This is a genomic window from Ruegeria sp. 6PALISEP08 (genome assembly GCF_001238295.1).
Taxonomy (GTDB): Bacteria; Pseudomonadota; Alphaproteobacteria; order Rhodobacterales; family Rhodobacteraceae; genus Ruegeria.
Map to the genome: position 1 here is coordinate 95,350 of NZ_LGXZ01000003.1, position 20,588 is coordinate 115,937.

General features: G+C 58.6%; 15 protein-coding genes. 8 read left to right on the plus strand and 7 right to left on the minus strand.

Annotated features, from left to right (window positions below):
* Window positions 1-44 precede the first annotated feature (44 nt).
* The 4 genes from ALB80_RS05940 to ALB80_RS05955 all read left to right on the plus strand — a co-directional run bounded on the left by ALB80_RS05940 (window position 45) and on the right by ALB80_RS05955 (window position 5,981).
* Window positions 45-1,748, plus strand: coding sequence for an NAD(P)H-dependent oxidoreductase subunit E (locus ALB80_RS05940; protein WP_050603124.1), 1,704 nt, complete (start codon window positions 45-47; stop codon window positions 1,746-1,748).
* Window positions 1,749-1,761: 13 nt separating this feature from the next.
* Window positions 1,762-4,545 carry a formate dehydrogenase subunit alpha gene (gene fdhF, locus ALB80_RS05945; RefSeq protein ID WP_050603125.1) on the plus strand — a complete coding sequence of 928 codons (2,784 nt, stop codon included), beginning with the start codon at window positions 1,762-1,764 and terminating at the stop codon, window positions 4,543-4,545.
* 115 nt (window positions 4,546-4,660) lie between these two features.
* Window positions 4,661-5,446: a cyclase family protein gene (locus ALB80_RS05950; protein ID WP_050603126.1), complete on the plus strand. Its 786-nt coding sequence runs from the start codon at window positions 4,661-4,663 to the stop codon at window positions 5,444-5,446.
* Between the two features lie 13 nt (window positions 5,447-5,459).
* The gene (locus tag ALB80_RS05955) at window positions 5,460-5,981 is read left to right on the plus strand and encodes a thioesterase family protein (protein WP_050603127.1); all 522 of its coding nucleotides are present in this window, start codon (window positions 5,460-5,462) and stop codon (window positions 5,979-5,981) included.
* A 4-nt stretch (window positions 5,982-5,985) separates the two neighbouring features.
* Here ALB80_RS05955 and ALB80_RS05960 read toward each other — a convergent pair whose 3' ends face one another.
* From ALB80_RS05960 to ALB80_RS05970, 3 genes are all read right to left on the minus strand, one after another.
* Window positions 5,986-10,074: a translocation/assembly module TamB domain-containing protein gene (locus ALB80_RS05960; protein ID WP_050603128.1), complete on the minus strand. Its 4,089-nt coding sequence runs from the start codon at window positions 10,072-10,074 to the stop codon at window positions 5,986-5,988.
* Window positions 10,071-11,876: an autotransporter assembly complex family protein gene (locus ALB80_RS05965; protein WP_050603351.1), complete on the minus strand. Its 1,806-nt coding sequence runs from the start codon at window positions 11,874-11,876 to the stop codon at window positions 10,071-10,073. The genes ALB80_RS05960 and ALB80_RS05965 overlap by 4 nt, the downstream gene beginning before the upstream one ends.
* 141 nt (window positions 11,877-12,017) lie before the next feature.
* The gene (locus ALB80_RS05970; RefSeq protein WP_050603129.1) at window positions 12,018-13,241 is read right to left on the minus strand and encodes a urate hydroxylase PuuD; all 1,224 of its coding nucleotides are present in this window, start codon (window positions 13,239-13,241) and stop codon (window positions 12,018-12,020) included.
* A 96-nt stretch (window positions 13,242-13,337) separates the two neighbouring features.
* Here ALB80_RS05970 and ALB80_RS05975 point away from each other — a divergent pair, with 96 nt between their 5' ends.
* A complete protein-coding gene (locus ALB80_RS05975; RefSeq protein ID WP_050603130.1) occupies window positions 13,338-14,258 on the plus strand; it encodes a LysR family transcriptional regulator in 921 nt (306 codons plus the stop codon).
* A gap of 56 nt (window positions 14,259-14,314) precedes the next feature.
* On the opposite strand, the gene uraH is transcribed toward ALB80_RS05975, so the two are convergent.
* On the minus strand, window positions 14,315-14,671 hold the full coding sequence (gene uraH / locus ALB80_RS05980) for a hydroxyisourate hydrolase (protein WP_050603131.1): 357 nt from the start codon (window positions 14,669-14,671) through the stop codon (window positions 14,315-14,317).
* Window positions 14,672-14,835: 164 nt separating this feature from the next.
* Here uraH and puuE point away from each other — a divergent pair, with 164 nt between their 5' ends.
* The 3 genes from puuE (at window position 14,836) to ALB80_RS05995 (ending at window position 18,230) form a co-directional block, all read left to right on the plus strand.
* On the plus strand, window positions 14,836-16,254 hold the full coding sequence (gene puuE / locus ALB80_RS05985) for an allantoinase PuuE (RefSeq protein ID WP_050603352.1): 1,419 nt from the start codon (window positions 14,836-14,838) through the stop codon (window positions 16,252-16,254).
* Window positions 16,251-16,736, plus strand: a complete 486-nt coding sequence (locus tag ALB80_RS05990; RefSeq protein WP_050603132.1) for an ureidoglycolate lyase — start codon at window positions 16,251-16,253, stop codon at window positions 16,734-16,736. The genes puuE and ALB80_RS05990 overlap by 4 nt, the downstream gene beginning before the upstream one ends.
* A gap of 63 nt (window positions 16,737-16,799) precedes the next feature.
* Complete coding sequence (locus ALB80_RS05995) at window positions 16,800-18,230, plus strand: uracil-xanthine permease family protein (protein ID WP_050603133.1); 1,431 nt, start codon at window positions 16,800-16,802, stop codon at window positions 18,228-18,230.
* 46 nt (window positions 18,231-18,276) lie between these two features.
* Here ALB80_RS05995 and ALB80_RS06000 read toward each other — a convergent pair whose 3' ends face one another.
* From ALB80_RS06000 to ALB80_RS06010, 3 genes are all read right to left on the minus strand, one after another.
* Entirely contained in the window at window positions 18,277-19,263 is a 987-nt protein-coding gene (locus ALB80_RS06000) for a type I glyceraldehyde-3-phosphate dehydrogenase (RefSeq protein WP_083445213.1), read from the minus strand.
* Window positions 19,264-19,317: 54 nt separating this feature from the next.
* Window positions 19,318-19,641 carry a hypothetical protein gene (locus ALB80_RS06005; protein WP_050603135.1) on the minus strand — a complete coding sequence of 108 codons (324 nt, stop codon included), beginning with the start codon at window positions 19,639-19,641 and terminating at the stop codon, window positions 19,318-19,320.
* Window positions 19,642-19,753: 112 nt separating this feature from the next.
* Window positions 19,754-20,587 (minus strand): bifunctional allantoicase/(S)-ureidoglycine aminohydrolase, encoded by an 834-nt coding sequence (locus tag ALB80_RS06010; RefSeq protein ID WP_050603136.1) that lies wholly within the window; start codon window positions 20,585-20,587, stop codon window positions 19,754-19,756.
* Window position 20,588 lies beyond the last annotated feature (1 nt).

The window sequence follows — 20,588 nt, forward strand, 5'->3', positions numbered from 1 at the left end:
ATATGGTAGTCTGATGAGACACGGGGCCTCAATCGGAGGGCATCATGGCACCATTAGATACCAAGCCATCAGGCGCACCCAAGGGCGTCTGGAAGTCAGGTAAAGGCAAGGGGCGGCACACGCCCAAAGGCCGTCAGTTCACGGATGAAGCACAGGCAGAGATCACACGCTTGTTGGGCAATCGCCCTCGGCGCCGCGACCTGTTGATCGAATTTTTGCATTTTGTTCAGGACGAACACGGCCATATCAGTGCCGACCACATCGCGGCCTTGGCCGTTGAGATGCGGATCGGTCAGGCGGAAATCTATGAGACCGCCACCTTCTATGCCCATTTCGACGTGGTGAAAGAAGGCGAGACGCCTCCGCCCGCACTGACCATCCGGGTTTGCGATTCCCTGTCCTGCGAGATGGCTGGTGCCCAGCAGCTGCAGAAGGCGCTGGAAGACGGGCTGGACGCCTCCGAGGTTCGCGTTGTGCGCGCGCCCTGCATGGGCCGTTGCGATACCGCTCCGGTGCTGGAAATCGGTCACAACCATATCGACCATGCGACACCCGAAAAGGTGCAGGCCGCTATCGCGGCTGGCGATACCCACGCCCATCTGCCCGACTACGAAACCTTCACCACCTATGAGGCAAACGGCGGCTACGCCAAGCTGAAAGAGCTGCGCGACAGCGGCGATTGGGAGAAGGTGCAGGAAGACGTCCTTTCCTCGGGCCTGCGCGGTCTGGGCGGCGCTGGCTTCCCATCCGGCAAGAAGTGGGGCTTCGTTCGCATGAATGAAGGCCCAAGTTATCTGGCTGTGAATGGGGACGAAGGCGAGCCGGGCACGTTCAAGGACCGTTACTATCTGGAACGCACGCCGCATGTCTTCCTTGAGGGCATGTTGATCGCCGCCTGGGCGGTCGAGGCCGAGACCTGCTTTATCTATATGCGCGACGAATATCCGGCGGTTCTGGAAATTCTCGCCCGTGAGATTGCCGCGCTGGAGAACGCCGGGATCGTCGAAAAAGGCTATATCGACCTGCGCCGGGGTGCCGGTGCCTATATCTGCGGTGAAGAATCCGCAATGATCGAGTCGATCGAAGGTAAAAAGGGACTGCCGCGTCATCGTCCTCCGTTTGTGGCGCAGGTCGGGGTCTTTAACCGTCCGACCTTGGTGCACAATGTCGAGACACTTTATTGGGTCTCCAAGATCTGCCGCGAGGGGCCCCAGGTTCTGAACTCAGTTGAAAAGAATAGCCGCACCGGCCTGCGCAGTTATTCGGTCTCGGGCCGTGTGGCAAAGCCTGGTGTGTACCTGCTGCCCGCAGGTTCGACCATTCTTGACGTGATTGATGCCGCCGGCGGCATGGCCGAAGGCCATGTGTTCAAGGCGTATCAACCGGGCGGGCCGTCGTCAGGTCTTCTCCCCTCGAACATCGACGACGTCCCGCTCGACTTTGACACTTTGCAACCGCTGGGCACCTTTATCGGGTCCGCTGCGGTTGTGGTTCTGTCCGATCAGGACACAGCCCGCGATGCGGCGCTGAACATGTTGCGGTTCTTCGAGGATGAAAGCTGCGGCCAGTGTACGCCCTGCCGGGCGGGCTGCGAAAAGGCGGTGAAGCTGATGCAGGCCGACAAATGGGATCAGGACCTGCTGGAAGACCTGTGTCAGGTCATGGGCGACGCCTCGATCTGCGGTCTAGGGCAGGCGGCCCCGAACCCGATCCGTTTGGTCATGAAACACTTCGCTGACGAAATCTGAGGGAGACAAAGCCATGCTTGATGCAAGCCCAACCAAGACCGTCACCTTCAATCTGAACGGCGATGACGTCACCGTGCCCGAGGGCACCACGATCTGGGACGCGGCCAATGGCCAGGGCCTGATCATACCGCACCTGTGCCACAAGCCGGCACCGGGCTATGCACCTGACGGCAATTGCCGCGCCTGTATGGTCGAGGTGGAAGGCGAGCGCACTCTGGTCGCCTCATGCATCCGTCCTGCCGCCGAGGGCATGGTCGTCAAGACTGACACCGACCGGGCCGAGAAATCGCGCGCTATGGTGATGGAGTTGCTGGTCGCCGACCAGCCCGAGCAGCCGCATGATGCCTCGAGCCACTTCTGGGACATGGCCAAGCTGAACGATATTAGCGACAGCCGCTTCCCGGCGAAAGAAGCCGAGAAAATCCCGTTGCTGGACGACAGCCACGTTGCCATGCGAGTCAATCTGGGCGCCTGCATCAACTGCAATCTCTGCGTTCGCGCTTGCCGTGACGTGCAGGTGAATGACGTAATCGGGATGGCCGGTCGCGGCCACACCGCGCAAGTGGTGTTCGACCAGAACGACCCGATGGGGGCATCGACCTGTGTCGCCTGCGGCGAATGCGTTCAGGCCTGCCCGACCGGTGCCCTGATGCCCGCCACGGTGCTGAACGATCAGCAACTGGGCGACAGCAAGGATTACGATAGCGAAACCGAAAGCGTCTGCCCGTTCTGCGGCGTGGGCTGTAAGGTCTCGCTGAAGGTCAAGGATGGCAAGGTCAAGTATGTCGAAGGCATCAACGGCCCTGCAAACGAAGGCCGCTTGTGTGTCAAAGGCCGCTTTGGCTTTGACTATATCCACCACCCGCACCGCCTGACCAAGCCGCTGATCCGGCGCGAAGATGCACCTGAAAAGGGCCTGAACGTCGATCCATCAGATCTGTCGACCCATTTCCGGGAAGCGACATGGGAAGAGGCGATGGATCTGGCTGCCACCAAGCTGAAAGCGCTGCGCGACGAAGATCCGCGCAATGTTGCTGGCTTTGGTTCGGCCAAGTGTACCAACGAAGAGGCCTATCTGTTCCAGAAGTTCATCCGTCAGGGGTTCAAGCACAACAACGTCGACCACTGCACCCGTCTGTGCCACGCCTCATCCGTAGCGGCTCTGATCGAGAATGTAGGATCGGGCGCTGTGACCGCGACCTTTAATGAGATCGAAAACGCAGACGTGGCGATCATCATCGGCTCGAACCCGATCGAGAACCACCCGGTAGCTGCGACCTACTTCAAGCAGTTCACCAAGCGCGGTGGCAAACTGATCGTGATGGACCCGCGCGGCGTCGGTATGCGCAAGTTTGCCGACGAAATGCTGCAGTTCCGTCCCGGTGCGGATGTCTCGATGCTCAACGCGATCATGAATGTGATCGTCGAGGAAGAGCTGTATGACAGCCAGTACATCCACCGCTGGACCGAGAACTGGGAAGCCGAGAAAGAGCACCTGCGCCAGTTCACGCCCGAGGCGATGGCGCCTATCTGCGGCATCGAGCCGGATCAGCTGCGCCGCGTGGCCCGCACCTTTGCGCAGGCCAAGGCTGGTCTGATCTTCTGGGGCATGGGCGTCAGTCAGCATATCCACGGCACGGACAACTCCCGCTGCCTGATCAGCCTTGCTCTGATGACGGGTAACGTAGGCAAGCCTGGCGCGGGTCTGCACCCGTTGCGCGGCCAGAACAACGTGCAGGGCGCATCTGATGCGGGCCTCATCCCGATGTTCCTGCCGGATTACAAGACCGTCACCGATGACAACATTCGGGCGCAGTTCACCGAAGTCTGGGGCTCGGACGATTTCTCGAATGAAAAGGGCCTGACCGTCACCGAGATCATCGACCAGATCTATGCGCGCAACATCAAGGGGATGTATATTCTGGGTGAGAACCCGGCCATGTCCGACCCGGATGTGAATCACGCGCGTGATGCGCTGGCCAAGCTGGATCTGATGATCGTGCAGGACATTTTCCTGACCGAGACGGCGAACTACGCCGACATCATCCTGCCTGCCTCGGCGCTGTATGAAAAGAACGGCACGGTGTCGAACACCAACCGTCAGGTACAGCGTGTGCGTCCTGCCGTGGCACCTCCGGGCGAGGCGCGTGAAGATTGGGCAATCACGGTCGATTTAGCGCAACGTATCGGTCTGAACTGGGACTACACTGATGTGTCTCAGGTTTTCAACGAGATGAAGCTGACCATGGAATCGCTGAACAACATCACGTGGGAACGGCTGGAAACCGAGACGATTACCTATCCGTCGCTCAGCGAAACCGACCCGGGCCAATCCATCGTGTTTGGCGATGGCTTCCCGCGGGCTGATGGCAAGGCGAAATTCACACCGGCCAGCATCATCCCGCCGGATGAGGCCCCGGATGAAGAGTACCCGATGATCGCCACAACAGGTCGCCAGCTGGAGCATTGGCATACGGGTTCAATGACCCGCCGTGCCGCTGTTCTGGATGCGGTGGAGCCCGAGGCGAACTGCTCGATGAACCCGCGTACGCTCAAGCTGATGGGGATCGAACCGGGTGAAATGATCCGCCTGACGACCCGTCGCGGTTCCATCGAAATCATGGTGCGCGCCGACCGGGCGATTGCCGAGGATATGGTCTTTATCCCGTTTGCCTATGTTGAAGCAGCCGCGAACATGCTGACCAATTCGGCCATCGACCCTTATGGCAAGATCCCCGAGTTCAAGTTCTCTGCAATCAAGGTCGAAAAGATCGAAGATGCCATCGCAGCGGAATAACTCCGGAACAACACGATCCTTCGAAAAGGCGGTCTTTGCGGGCCGCCTTTTTCGCGTCTTGACAGTTGGTTGCGCGCGCCCAACGCTAAACCATAGATCAGTTATGGAGGAATAAATGGCGCGGCGTTTTGTGGACCTGTCCGTTCCGCTGGAAACCGGCATTGTATCGGACCCGCCGATCATGCTGCCCGAGATCGAGTACATGGCCCATGACCAGACCGCAGAGCAGGTCATGGGTTTTTTCCCCGGTCTTGCGAAAAAAGACCTGCCGGGGGGCGAGGGCTGGGCGGTCGAGCGATTGCATATTGCAACCCATAACGGCACCCATCTGGACGCGCCCTACCATCACCATTCCACGATGAACAAGGGCGAGCGGGCGATCACCATTGATGAGGTTCCCCTGGAGTGGTGCATGAACCCCGGTGTCAAACTGGATTTCCGCCATTTCGAGGATGGCTATGTGGTTACCGCAGCGGACGTTGAAGCCGAGCTGAAGCGGATCGGTCATACGCTGAACCCGTTGGATATCGTAGTGGTCAACACGTCGGCAGGGAGGCAGTACGGCCAACCCGACTATCTGATGAAAGGGTGCGGTATGGGCCGTGAGGCGACCTTGTACCTGACCGAGCGCGGGGTTCGGGTGACCGGAACAGATGCTTGGAGTTGGGATGCGCCATTCCCTCTGACAGCGCAGGTATATGCGGAAACCAAGGACCCCTCGATCATCTGGGAAGGGCACCGCGCCTCGATGGAGATTGGGTACTGCCACATGGAGAAGCTGGCCAATCTGGAAACGCTTCCGCCGACAGGGTTTGAGATTTCCTGTTTCCCTTTCAAGATCAAAGGTGCCTCGGCCGGGTTCATCCGCGCCGTTGCGATCTTCGAAGATCCGGACGAGTGAGGACTGTTCAGCTATGTCGCAGGATACACAGCCGTTAGGCGGCCATGAGGGCCCGTTCGATGCGCCCGTAGAAATTCACGAGTTTGCACTGCAACCAGACTGGATCGACTATAACGGGCATATGAACGTCGGCTATTATGGCGTCGCGTTCGACATGGCCTTTGAACGGCTACTTGTCGATCAACTGGGCCTTGGTGAACCTCAAGTTCACGCGCTTGGGCAGGGGCCTTATTTCTTGCAATCACACATGCAGTTCCTGAGCGAGGTAACCGAGGACATGACGATCTGCTTCCGGTTTCGATTGCTGGATGCGGATCACAAACGAGGGCACTATTTTGCCCAGATGATATCGGCCCCCGATCAGACTGTTTGCGCTACGCAAGAGGCGCTGTTCATGAATGTCAGTCACCGAACCGGAAGGTCCGAGCCCTATCCGGATTGGGCTGTCACGCGACTGGCCCGCATGTTGACGGATCACGCGTCTTTGCCACCTGAGCTCCAGATCGGTCAGCCGATTGGGATTCGCCGCAAATGACGCTTTAGTAATCGCGTTCGAAGAACACCCCGATACCTGTATCGCCACGACCGTCGACCGTGCCCTTTACCGTGAAGTTGTCGGTCACGTCCAGGTTCAGGTTTACCTCGGTGTCGCCTTCGGTGTTGACGGTAAAGTCGGTGTACAAGTTCTCGCCCAGATAGGCGCCAGCCCCCAACCGGCCCGCGCCGCTTTCTGAAGCGCCGACGTCAATTGTATCCACGCCCGTGGACTCGCGCAGACCCTTGGTTGCGTCGCCGCCCGCGCCGCTGAGCTGGGCCAGAGACGCCGCCATCTGCGCGATAAGGAATGGCGAAATTTCTGAGAAACGGTTTCCGAACAGCAGCATCGCCAGCGCTTCTTCGGCGGGACGTTCGGGGTCAGAGAACACATTGACTTCGGGCGAATCCAAGGGCCCTGCAATTTCAATCGTGGCAGTGCCGTCCGAGGTGCTGGCGGAAGATTCGAACTCGATGTAAGGCGTCAGATCGCCTTGTAGCGTCACGATGCCTTTTGTCAGGGCCAACCTGCGGCCCAGAATGTCGAAATTCCCTCGGATCAGTTCGATCTGGCCCGACGGAACAACGGCAGCGGTGGTACCGCCGATGAAAATCCGGCCACCCAGTTCTGCGTTCACGCCCCGCCCACGGACAAACACGGCTTTGGGGGCCAGCAGACTTATGTCCAGCGCTATTCTGGAATTGCTTTGTCCTTCGTCTTCTTTTGCGACCAACCCTGCGCGTTCTCGGGTGACAAAGGCGGGGCGGCTTTCGTTGACATGCTCAATCTCGGGGATCGGGGCTGCGCCGACCGCGCCAGAAGCGGCTGCAAGATTGATGTTGGTTTCGTCGAAAGTGATTTGCCCGGCCAGCGAACTGTTTCCGACCAGTGCTCCGGTCATTGCGATCTGGCCGTTCAGGGTGGTTTCGTAAAGCAGTTGATCCGTCAGCACGAGGCCGTTCAATGCGGTTGTGATCTGGGCGTTGAAAGGCGGTGTGAGGTCAACAGGCCCGTTGACGGTAAAGCCGCCTCCGGCTCGCACTCCGCCGCTGAGGTTGATGGTTGCACGACTTTGCGCCAGATCGATCTGGCCGCTGATACCGGTAATGGTCTGGCCAGCACCGGGAATAGCAAGAGAAGTACCAGAGGTGGTGACAGATCCGCTCAGAGAGGCCAGACTAGGTGCCCCTTTAAGGGTCAGGTTGAAACGTGCCGACCCATCGATCTTGTTGGGCGTGATAAAGACGTTTGCAATCCCGAGGTTGACGCCTCCTTGCGCGGTCAGATCGGCCTCGGTGCTGGCTTCGTCGAAGGTGCCGGCAACGGTACTGGCGATGTCAGCAGGCCCTTCGGCTTTGGCGTCGATGGTCCAGACGCCATTGTCCCGCTTTGCATTGCCCGACGCTGCAATAGTGCCTGGGAATTCGGGTGCAAACCGCTCAATCCGGTTGAACTTTGCATCGAAATCCAGATCAGCTGCGCCGTTCGTGTCCACCGAGCCCGCAACCTTGGCATAGGAGCTGTCCGGCCCCTGCAAATTGGCTGTGCCTTCAAATCCCTTGCTTGTGGGCGCGACGTTTCCATCCAGTTTCAATGGGCCTGTAACGGTTTCAGACAGTCGGCCCAGATCGTCTAGCGCAGCTGTAAAGTCTAGTCCTCCGGCATCCCGGTCCAGTTTTCCGGATGCCTCTGCTGACAGGGCGGTTCCCTTCAATTGGAAGCTGCGGATATCCAGCCCGTCATCGCCATTCTGGGCATCCACGGTCAAGGTCGTGCGCCCTTGGATCAGTTTGTCTACGACGTCGATTCCGGTTTGGATGCCATTCGCATCCAGATTGCCTTTCACGTCAAAGCTCTTGCTGCCCATCGCACCGTTGCCAGAAAGGTCAGTTTTTACCGACCCGGCCAAATCGCGTTTGGCAAGGCCCGAGAACAGAGACAGGTTCGGGATGTTCAGGCTGGCTTGTCCGTCCACAGCCAGCGCATTTGTTGGATCGTCGATTGTGGCCGCGGCTTGCGCCGTAAGGGCAGTCCCGTTCACCTGGGCGTCGCGGATCACGATTTGATCCTGGCTGAGCGCGCCGTCAAAGGTGATTTCGGTCCGGCCAGCAAGCAGGGGGTCAATCTCGGGCATACCGGTTTTGATATCCTGGCTTGTCACACTGGCTGTGCCATCGAATTCCAGCGTCTTAACTGCGCCTTTACCGCTCAGCTGCGCCTGTAGTGCGCCGTCGAGCTCGCGATTTGCAAGGCCGGAAAAGATGGACAGGTCCTGGGCATTGACCGTGGCCTGCCCGTCGATGGTCAGGTTGCCGCCGGGGGTGGTCACTGCGCCGTCAGCTTGCGCGCGCAGAGTGTCCCCGATCAGGGTGAAATTCCGGATCGTTACCCCATCTGCGCCGCGCTTGGCATCCACGGTGATTGTGGTGTTTCCTCGGATAACGGGGTCGATGTCGCCGCGCCCGGTGGACAGGTCATTTCCCTCCACCTCAAGCTTGCCGTCGAAGCTACCCTCCAGCGGTGCGCCTTTCCCGACAAGCCGGGCAGAAGCCCGCCCGCCAAGCTCCATCTGCGCAAGGTCCGAAAACCGCGACAGGTCCCTGGCCTGCAATGTGGCGGTGCCATCCACGGCCAGACCGGTGGACAGGCCGCTAATCACAGCGTCCAGTCCCAGTTCATAATCTGAGCCAACCAGTTCCAAGCCCGACAGGTTCACCGTTTGATCACTGCCATAGGCGAACAGACCATCCAGCGTGACGCGGTCGCCAATGGCTGCGTTCAGCGCATCGTCGGCCAGATCGATCCCGTCCAGTGCAGCCTGAAGATCGCCATCCAGTTGCAGGGCTGTCCCCTGTTCCAGCGTCCCCTGTGCCGATACCTGCGCGCGTTGCAAATCGATCTGCGGTGTTTTCACACCGTTGGCCGTCAGGCTCAGATCCCACAGGTTGCCGTTTTGCTCATCAAACAGCGCCGAAATCTGTGCTGCTTCGATGGATGTATCACCGCCCGAAATTGGCAGAACCACACTTTGCCCGTCCGGCGGTGTGATCCGTCCCTGTAGTGCGGCCAATTGCAGCTGACCACCGGCGGCCAGTTGCAGTTCACCCTTCAGGTTCAGCGCTTGTGAGGTCAGCTCAAGGTCGCTGATGTTCAGCGCGCCATCGGGTTCGGTTCGACCGTCTACAAACAACAGTGTCTTGGTGCCGAAAAACGTATCCATGTTGTCAGCGACAAAGGGTGTCAGATCCCCACCGAGATCGGCGGTAAAGGCAATGCCTTCTTCGGCGCTTGCAGCGGCGGTTGGGGCCGCCCGCAATCGAACTTGCCCGGTCACACGCGGCTGGCCATCGCTGCTGAGGCCAATGTCTGCGGTAAAATCGCTTACCGGACCTGACCCTTTTGCCGTCAACCCAATGGGCGGGCTGTCAGGGATCTTGAGAGCCGTCGAAATCAGGCCACCTGCAGCTTCGGTCACCTGTAGGTCAAGATCGATTTGACTGTCGGCGTTCTGAAATCCAGCGCTCAGCTTGATTTCGTCCCCTGCGCGGTCCAGCCGGGTGATGTCGAGATTGGTATCCAATGTGCCATCGGCAAGTGACAGGTTTCCATTCACGGCCAGCTCTGCTGCCACGCCGATCAAGGGCTCGCCCAGGGCCAGCTCGCTGATGCGGATTTCGCCGATTTCGATGGCGACGGGAAGCTCGGGCAGTTGAAAGGCCTGCGTCTCGGCCGCAGGGGGCGGAGTATCCTTGGTGGTGGTACCCGGGGTGCGGGCGATATCAATTTCCTGTGCGGTCAGGGCGTTGACTGAAAACCGGCCACGGATCAGCGCCAGGCGGTTCCAATCCAGCACGGCATCCGTGATGGTCAGCCAGACCCCTTCGTCGTCGGCAACCGTGATCTCGGCGATTGTGGCCCGCGAACTCAGCGCGCCTTGCAGGCCCGAGACGGTAACGTTCTGATCGTCACCTGACAGGGTATCCTGCAGGAACCGTTCGATCATGCTGCCGCCTTCGTCCTCCTGCGCCAGACCGGCGACAGGTGCAAGTAACAGCGTTCCGATCAGCAGAGTATATGAAAGGTGGCGTCTCAAAATGCCTGTCCGATCCCGATGTAAAACTGCAGTCCGTCTCCAGTAGGGCCACTCACCGGATAGGCGAGATCAAATCGCAAAGGTCCAAATCCGCCCAGGTCGTATCTTACGCCAATACCAGCACCAGAATGATCTTCGGCACCGCTGCCAATGAACGAGGACGTGTCGACTACACCGTAATCGTAGAACCCGACCAATGACAGGCTGTCGGTGACCTTGCCGCGGACTTCACCGGACAAGCCAATAAACGACTTACCGCCCGCGATGCCGGTCCCGACTGGAATACCGAGGCTTTCAAAAGGTTGCCCGCGAACGGTTCCCGCACCGCCAGAGAAGAACAGAAAATCAGGCGTTACGCCATCAGCTGGCGGACCGATGACTGACCCCAGTTGCGCGCGCCCGGCCAGAACGATCCGGCCACCTGTTCCCAGACTGGTATAGGCCCGACCGTCAAAGAACAGGCGGATACCGGTGTCAGTCCCGGAAATCCCGACAAAGGGCATGACTTGGGAGTCCAGATAGAATCCGCGTGTGGCGCTGACTTTGCTGTCACGTTGGTCCCATTCAGACCGGAATGGCACAATTAAATACCTGAACTTGCGACCGCTGCCATACGCGTCGTCGGCGTCTGACAGCTGAAAGCCTGCAGATGCTTCGGCATACAAGTTGTCGGAAAAGGTGCGGCGTGCACCATATGCCAAAGACGCGACCGACACGTTGTAGTTTTCCGTGTTGCGCCGTTCCAGCAGAGCGCTCCAGAATGTGTTGTCGTCCGGGCCCAGGCGATCCGGTTGATCCAGACGCAACCCGATCCTGCCATCGATATCCTCGGCCCCGCCGATATTGCGTATCGCCGCTTCAAAGCGCAGCCGCTCGGCACGTTTGAACATGTTGCGATGGGTCCAGGTTGCGGTGACGTCAACACCATCGCGCGAGGCCACCTCGACCCCGAAGGTCAACCGTCGTTTGGGCAGGTCCTCGAACGTTGCATCAAAATCCAGCGTGCCATCAGGGTTTGGTGTCTCACGCTCTTGCAACGAGACCACGTTGAACGTGCCGGTCCGGCGCAGACGTGTTCCCACCCTTTGGATCTTTTCAGGGGAATAAACCTCTCCGCTTGGAAAGCCGGCGATCTTTTCGATCGACCTGTGGCGCACATCCGAGTCGCCCTTGATGAACATCTTGCCGAATGTCAGCCTGCGCCCCGGGTCCAGCTCGATCTGAGCATCCAGTTGCGCCTGCGCATGACGCGCGATAACCCTCTGACCCGCGACCCCGGCCTTTGCATGACCCGCATCCCGCCACCCTTGCACACCGGCCGAGGTGGCCTGTTGAATGGCACCGGTTGTCGCCAGTCTGCCGGTGGCAAATTCCTCGGGCAAAACAGTTTCGGGGGCCAACGGCTGCACCGTGGCGGTTCCGAACTTGAAGCTGGGCCCGGTCTCAACGGTAATTGCTGCCCGGTCGATTTTTGCAGGCACGGTCAGCGAACTCATTTCGGCGGCTTCCTGACCATCGAGCTTTATGCTGACAACAGGGCTGAAATACCCCTCATCATAGAGGATCTGCACAAGCGTTCGGTAATCCGAAAGCGCGGCGGACAGGATTTCCAGCGGGGTGTCCAGGCCGCGCTCTTCAGCCGTGGTGACGGATGACGTCTCTTTCAGGCGATCCACCAACTCCTTGGACGCACCCGGGGCGGTCAGGCTGGTTTCCAATGCCATCGCCAAGTTTGGGGCCAAAGCCACAACAGCGACACTCAGCCAGCGCCTCACACGGCCTTGCGGCTTGCTCCCTTGCATGAATTGCCCCAAATGTCCCAGTTCCAAACATCATGCACCGTGTTCGCCACGGTCCTTTGCATTCAGGTTAGAGCATCCGAATGCGATCTGGGAGAGAGATTATGAGCCAGGTGCGAAATTTTGGGGCAAATTGCGTTTGTGCTACAGTCCGGCGTTGCGCACCCAACGGATGATGGCCTGACGGTCTTCGGGTTCCATGTAGGTTACGTTTGCCGGAGGCATCGCGTGGGTGACGCCAGCCTGCAAATAGATTTGCTGCGCATTTCTGGCAATGTCGGCCTCGGTTTCCAAGAGCACACCTTTTGGGGCCCAAAGAATGCCTTCCCAAACCGGCTCGCGCGCGTGGCACATCGAGCAACGCCCAAGAACAATGTCATGAGCGTCTTCGAACCCGTCTGCATCAGCAAACTTCTGTTCGTATGACGTCAGGGGCTGTGCTTCGGCCTCTTCCAGCGGCTGGTGCATGGGGGCCGTCGACAGCCACATGATGGCAATGAACAACAGTGCAGTGGCCAACCACGTCCAGGTCGGATTACCTGCACGGGCATGGCGGGTGTTGAAATAGTGCCGGATGGTCACGCCCATCAGGAACACTAGCGCAGCGATGATCCAGTTGTATTGCGTTGCAAACGCCAGCGGGTAGTGGTTCGACAGCATCAGGAACAATACGGGCAGTGTCAGATAGTTGTTGTGCGTCGAGCGCAACTTGGCAATCTTGCCGTATTTCGGATCCGGCGTGCGCCCGTTTTTCAGATCATCCACCACAATGCGCTGGTTGGGCATGATAATGAAGAACACGTTTGCCGTCATGATCGTGGCCGTGAACGCTCCCAGATGCAGCATCATCGCGCGTCCGGTGAAGATCTGGTTGTACCCCCAACCCATTGCAACCAGCAGTACGAACAGCAAAACCATCAGCAAGGTCGGGCGTTCCCCAAGCCCTGATTTGCAAAGGAAATCATAAACCAGCCATCCAACGGTAAGCGAGGCCGCCGAGATCAAAATACCTTGCCAAAGTGCCAGATCGGCCTTTCCCGCGTCGATCAGATACAGCTCTCCACCGACCCAATAGACGATCATCAGCAGCGCCGCACCGCTGAGCCAGGTCGAATAGCTCTCCCATTTGAACCAGGTCAGGTGATCGGGCATCCGTTCTGGTGCGACCAAGTACTTCTGGATGTGATAAAAGCCGCCGCCATGGACCTGCCATTCCTCGCCATCTGCCGGACCAGGAACATTGCGGTTCAGACCTAGGTCGAGTGCGATGAAATAAAAAGAGGATCCGATCCAGGCCATGGCGGTGATCACGTGCAACCAGCGCACGGCAAAAGCCATCCAGTCCCAGAACACGGCAAAGTCGTACATTTCAGAGGTCTCCGATTAGTTGCCGACACACTAGGCAAACAGGCTTTTCTTCGGTATTCCCGTATATTGTCAAACTGTATCAAAAAAAACGAAAAGATGTCTTATCTCGATAATATCCGAACCTTTGTCAGGGTCTATGATCTGGGCGGTATGTCTGCTGCAGGGCGGGATCTTAGAATTTCTCCGGCCGTTACTTCGGCGCGGATTTCTCAGCTTGAGGACCACCTGGGCGTGCGCCTGTTCCAGCGCACGACCCGCAATCTGTCTCCGACAGAGCAAGGCAAGGCGTTTTATCCCGGAGCGGTCGCAGTATTGGATGCGGTAGACGACGCCGAGGCCAAGGTTTCCCATCTGACCGAGGCCCCGCGCGGATCATTGTTTGTTGCGGCGCCTTTGGGGGTGGGGCGCCGTCTTCTGGCACCGCACGTGCCTGATTTTCTGGCTGCTTACCCAGAAGTTGACGTGCGTTTGCGCCTGACAGACCGATCTGTTGACCTGACGACCGAAGGGCTGGACCTTGCGTTTTTCATTGGCCAGCCCGAGGACAGCACCTTGCGCATCCGCAAGATCGCGGATTGCCAGCGCGTGTTATGTGCCGCCCCGGCCTACGTGTCACGTTGCGGCATGCCATCAACCGGGGTTGATCTGGTCGCCGACAAACATGAATGCCTTAACCTGCGCTTTCCAGGAGCAGCCGAGTATCAGTGGATGCTGGAAACCCCTGAGGGACCGAAACGCTTTGCGGTGTCGGGGCGGTTTGAATGTGATGATGGAGATGTTTTAACGGATTGGGCTTTGTCAGGGCAGGGGATTGCAATGAAGCCCGTTTTTGAGATCGCCGAGCACCTCAAATCGGGACGTCTGGTCCCGGTTGCAACGGAAACGCCGCCGGTTTCCGTGCAGATGGCCTGTCTATACACGCACCGGCGGCATCAAGACCCGAAAGCACGCTTGTTCATGGATTTCATGATCGAACGAATCGGAAAAATCGTCCGAAACACGGAGTTTCCAGCCTAAGACGGCTCCCACCTCTGCAAAACGGGCAGCAACCGGCGGGGACACTCTTTTTTCGATCAGCTGCCGCGATAGGTTGAATAGCCGTAGGGCGATAGCAGAAGCGGAACGTGGTAATGTGCCTCTGGGTCGGACATGCCGAACCGGATGGGGACCTGGTCCAGAAACAAGGGGTCGTCTCCGTCCTGACCTGTTGCGCGCAAGTAATCCCCTGCAAAGAAGATCAGTTCATAATTACCGGGTTTGAACGCGTCCTGCGGCAAGATCGGGCTGTCCGTACGGCCATCCGTGTTGGTCTCCATCTCAACCAGCTTGCGATGAGAGTTTCCGGACACGCTGTAGAGCGCAATTTTCAGCCCCCCGGCAGGGCAGCCACGCGCGGTATCCAGAACATGGGTTGTCAAATAGCCTGCCACCGGTCTCTCCTTTTATGTGTCTTTTGATTTGTTGCAGTCTGGCGCAAGGTTCAAAACAGTTGAAATGCCGAAAGAACCGGAAACAGCGTTCGGATTGATTTGATAATCAAAGTGCGCGTTCTGGGATAAGCCTGATGGAAACAGATATAGGAACGGACGATACCATGCAGCCGCCGCGTTACCCTCGGGACATGATCGGATACGGAGCAACCCCGCCCGAGGCGAAATGGCCGGGCGAGGCCAAGCTGGCCGTACAGATCGTGCTGAATTATGAGGAGGGCGGCGAAAACTGCGTGCTTCATGGCGATGACGCGTCCGAGGCGTTTCTATCCGAGATCGTGGGGGCCGCGCAATGGCCAGGCCAGCGGCACTGGAACATGGAATCGATCTATGAGTATGGCGCGCGTGCCGGGTTCTGGCGTTTGCATCGGCTGATGAAGGATCTGCCGATCACGGTATATGGCGTGGCAACATCTCTGGCGCGCTCGCCAGATCAGGTGGCGGCGATGAACTCCGCTGGATGGGAGATTGCCAGCCACGGTCTCAAATGGGTTGAACACAAAGACATGGCCCCGGAAGAAGAACGCGCGCACATCGCCGAGGCTATACGTTTGCACACCGAAGTCGTCGGTGACCGTCCGCGCGGGTGGTACACAGGGCGCTGTTCTGAAAACACGGTGCGTTTGGTCGCGGAAGAGGGCGGGTTTGCCTATGTTGCGGACACCTATGCGGACGATCTTCCCTACTGGATGCAGACCGGAGGGCGGGATCAGTTAATCGTGCCTTACACGCTGGATTGCAACGACATGCGTTTTGCCACGCCTCAAGGATTCAACTCGGGCGATCAGTTTTTCTCGTACCTGAAAGACAGTTTCGACGCGCTGTATGCCGAGGGTGAGGCGGGGGTGCCCAAGATGCTCTCGATCGGTTTGCATTGCCGCTTGATTGGCCGCCCGGGTCGGGTGATGGCGCTGAAACGGTTCTTGGATTATGCGCAGGGTTTTTCTGATGTTTGGTTCGCAACCCGTCTGCAAATCGCGCAGCATTGGGCGACCACTCATCCACCGGTGCATCGCGCACGACCATCTCAGATGGACCGCGCCGCGTTTGTTGAGGCGTTCGGCGGAATTTTTGAACACTCAGCCTGGATTGCCGAACGCGCCTATGATCTGGAACTGGGCCCGGCACATGACACCGCAGGGGGGGTGCATAACGCGTTGACGCGGATGTTCCGTTCGGCGTCTGAAGATGAGCGTCTGGGCGTCCTGACCGCGCATCCGGATCTGGCGGGTAAGCTGGCGCAGGCCAAGCGGTTGACGCAGGAAAGCACGTCCGAGCAAGCGTCAGCGGGTTTGGACGCACTGACCGATGCCGAACGCGAGACGTTCACCGATCTGAATCAGCGCTACACTCAGACATTCGGTTTCCCTTTCATCATCGCGGTACGAGACCACAACAAGGCGTCAATCCTCGAAGCTTTTCAGCGGCGCATCGAACAGGATCGCACAACGGAACTTGCCGAAGCCTGCCGTCAGGTTGAGCGGATTGCAGAGTTCCGCTTGCGGGACGTTTTGCCATCATGACCCGGCGGATCGTGGCAGAGGTGATCTCGGAAGAAGCATTTGCCCCCTTCGGCGATCTGGTCGAGGCGTCTGGGTCTCCGGACAAGATCATAAACCAGGGGCAATGTGGCCGGTTTCACGATCGGGCGAAGCTGGACTTTGCCGACGGTCAGGCCGGGATAAGCCTGTTCAACGCCAATCCGCGTGCGCTGCCTTGCACGCTTGAGATGGTCGAGCGCCACCCTGATGGAAGCCAGGCGTTCATTCCCATGACGCATCAACCCTTTCTGGTGATTGTCGCACCAGACGACGCCGGGTTGCCCGGTGTGCCGCGCGCTTTCATTACCAAGCCGGGTCAGATGGTGAACTATCACCGCGGCACGTGGCATGGTGTTTTGACGCCTCTGCATAGCCCCGGTCTGTTCGCGGTGGTGGACCGGATCGGCAGTGGCTCAAATCTGGAAGAACACTGGTTCGACACGCCTTATGAAGTCGTGCCGTAACCCAATGAAGCCGCAGGATAAGCGGCAATACCCCCGTGAACTCTGACTGGGAGGACAGCACTCATGGCCGAAACTTCGATTGGAACACCCGAACAGCTTCGGGATCCGAACTATACGCCTGCTCTACACAAGGCGACTCCACTGGGTATTCAGCACGTTCTGGCGATGTTCGTCTCGAACGTGACGCCTGCTATCATTGTGGCGGGCGCTGCAGGGTTTGGGTTCGGGTCGAATTCGCCTGACTTCCCCGAGCTTTTGTATCTGATCCAGATTTCGATGCTGTTTGCTGGCGTGGCAACGCTGTTGCAGACGGTTACTCTGGGTCCGGTTGGGGCTGCATTACCGATTGTTCAAGGCACCAGCTTCGCCTTTCTGCCCATCATGATTCCGCTTGTGGCGGGCAAGGGTGTCGATGGGCTGGCGGCCTTGTTCGGGGGTGTGATCATCGGTGGCGTGTTCCATGCCTGTCTGGGGGCTGTCATCGGTAAGATCCGCTTCGCTTTACCCCCACTTGTAACTGGCCTTGTGGTTACGATGATCGGTCTTGCGTTGGTCAAGGTCGGGATCCAGTACGCCGCTGGCGGGGTCCCAGCTATCGGTACGCCGGAATACGGCTCGATGCTGAACTGGTCGGCGGCGATGGTTGTTATTGTCGTGACACTCGCATTGAAATTCTTCGCCCGGGGGATGCTTTCGGTTTCGGCAGTCCTGATCGGTCTGGCGGTAGGGTACGGTTATGCGTTGATGGTCGGGATGGTTACTTTCGAGGCGATTGGTACAAGCTGGGGCCGTGCCTCGGCCTTCGCACTGCCTGTTCCGTTCAAATACGGCTTTGAGTTTTCGTTCGCAGCAGTCATCGGCTTCTGCCTGATGGCCTTTGTCTCGGCCATCGAAACCGTTGGTGACGTTTCAGGTGTGACTAAAGGTGGTGCGGGTCGTGAAGCGACGGATGAAGAAATTGCCGGTGCGACTTATGCTGATGGTATTGGCTCGGCGCTTGCTGGTGTATTTGGCGGGTTGCCCAACACGTCGTTCAGCCAGAATGTCGGCCTGATTGCGATGACCGGGGTGATGAGTCGCCATGTTGTGACCATTGGCGCTTTGTTCCTGATCGTGTGCGGATTGGTTCCGAAGGTCGGTGCTATAATCCGGACAATTCCCATCGAGGTGTTGGGCGGAGGCGTGATTGTCATGTTCGGGATGGTCGTGGCAGCGGGCATCTCCATGTTGTCTGATGTCGATTGGAACCGGCGCAACATGGTGATCTTTGCGATCTCGCTTTCCATCGGATTCGGGTTGCAGCTTGAGCCCGACGCAGTTCAGCACCTGCCGGATACTCTGGGCATCCTCATGAAAAGCGGTTTGCTGCCTGCTGCGGTCATTGCCATCGTACTTAACCTCGTTCTGCCGGAAGAGCTGACAGACGAAGCCACGGAAGAAGTATCGGGTGGAATGTCCGGGCATGGCGCCGGAAGTTTACCGGGTCACAAATAACCAAACCAACGCCGGATCGCGCCCCCACTTGCGGGCCGCGGTCCGGTTACTCGGTGGCCATAAGGCGTGCGACGTCCAGCATCCTGGCGGAAAAGCCCCATTCATTGTCATACCAGCCGAAGACCCGAACCTGGTTTTTGCCTACCATACGGGTTTCTGGCCCGGCAATAACCAGCGATTCCGGGCGGGCGCGCAGGTCGGACGAGACCAGTGGCAAGTCCGTCCAGCCAAGGACAGGGGATGCAGCAACAGCCTGTTTCAGGCAATGATCGAAGGTTTCGGCATTCATGCCGCGCTGCAAAGTGACCACGAGGTCCACGGCTGACACGCTTGCTGTGGGTACACGGACAGCCGCGCCAGAAATGCGCCCGGCCAGATGCGGCAGGACGACATTGATCAGGTGCATGGCGCTCGATGTTGTAGGTACCATCGAAAGTGCGCCTGCCCGAGAGCGTGCGAGGTCACCGCGCGGGGCGTCGACCATGGGCTGACTATTGGTGTAGCAGTGGATGGTCGTCATGTGCCCCGCCGCAACGCCGCCGATATCGTCGATGACCTTGACCAAAGGCACCAGCCCATTGGTGGTGCATGACGCGTTTGACACAATCCGGGCATTACCCAAATGATCCTCATTTGCTCCAAGTACAATGGTCACATCCGCAGCGGGTGAGGGGCCCGAAATCAGGACTTTGCCCGCACCTGCGGTCAGACCGCGGCGTGCGTCGTCGGAGCTGCGGGCAATACCCGTGCAGTCCAGCATCACGTCTACGCCAGACAGATCCACACGGGTCAGGTCGGCGCTATGCGTCATCGGAACTGTCCGGCCATCCACGATCAGTGCGGCGTCTCCTTCGGACACGTCACCTAGGTAAGGACCGAATGTGCTGTCATATTTGAAAAGGTAAGCGCAGGTTTCGAGCGGTGCGATGTCGTTGATCAGCACCAGCTCGATATCTGACCCTTCCGGCAGGGCCAGAACCTGCCGCAGGATCGTGCGGCCGATGCGGCCGAATCCGTTAATCGCGAGTTTCATGCGCAAGCTATGGCAGGCCGGTCGGGCGACCTCAATGCCTTAACTGACGCATTGTCAGTTGCAGCTGACCTGCGAGAAGAACTGCCCCGAGATGTTCTGATACATGCTCGCCACAATCGGTTTACACCCGGTTGCCTGCTGAATCGCGGCGATGGCTTGAATCGTGCGCAAACGCGGCGGGGGGCCAAACGGGTTGAGGTTGTTGTTGTCGCGCGTGGCGCGGTAAATGACTGGCGTGTCAGAGATCTGTGTCACCGCCCAGGTGCGGCTCATGACGAAGACGGACTTAGTCTCTTCCTTGGCCGAAATGGGTGACGTGTACAAAGCCGCAGACGCGGCGAGTGCGGCAATGGCCAGCAGGGCAGGGCGCAGTTTCATGGAACAATCTCCAATGCTCAAAATCAGAATTTGCTTGGATTTCAGCAAATTCCGGCGCGCGTGTGAAGCCCTGAAACCATAAATTCACTGAGCGGCCCCGCGAGCAACCTGTTTACCGGAGGGGTGGAGACAAGGGCATGTGCCGGTTGACATCCTTGTAAAGCAGATACCGGAACCGCCCCGGACCGCCTGCATAACAGGCTTGTGGGCAGAAGGCGCGCAGCCACATGTAATCGCCTGCTTCAATCTCGACCCAATCCTGATTGAGACGATAGACAGCTTTACCTTCCAGCACATAGAGCCCGTGTTCCATCACATGGGTCTCGGCAAACGGGATGACCCCGCCGGGTTCGAAATTGACGATGTTCACATGCATGTCATGGCGCAGGTCCTGAGGGTCGGCAAACCGCGTGGTGGACCAGCGGCCCTCGGTTCCCGGCATTTCAACCGGTGTCACGTCGCGCTCGTTGGTAATGATCGGATCGGGTAAGGGCAGCCCAGGCACCGACTGATAGGCTTTGCGGACCCAGTGGAACCGGGCGACTGCGTCACCCGTGTTGTGCAATGTCCAGTCACTTCCCGGGGGAATATAGGCATAACCGCCTGTTTCTAAAACATGTTTTTCTGCGTTCAGGATCAGGGTAACGGTCCCCTCGACCACGAACAGAACGGCTTGTGCCTGCGCCTCGATCTCGGGCCGGTCACTGCCGCCGCCGGGCTGCACCTCCATGATGTATTGCGAGAATGTCTCGGCAAATCCGCTGAGCGGGCGCGACAGAACCCAAAGGCGTGTGCCTTCCCAGAAGGGCAGGGAGCTGGTGACGATGTCACGCATCGTGCCTTTGGGGATGACCGCATAAGCATCCGTGAACATGGCGCGGTCGGTCAACAGTTGGTCCTGACCGGGGTGGCCCCCGATTGGGGCGAAATAGGATGGTTTGGTCATT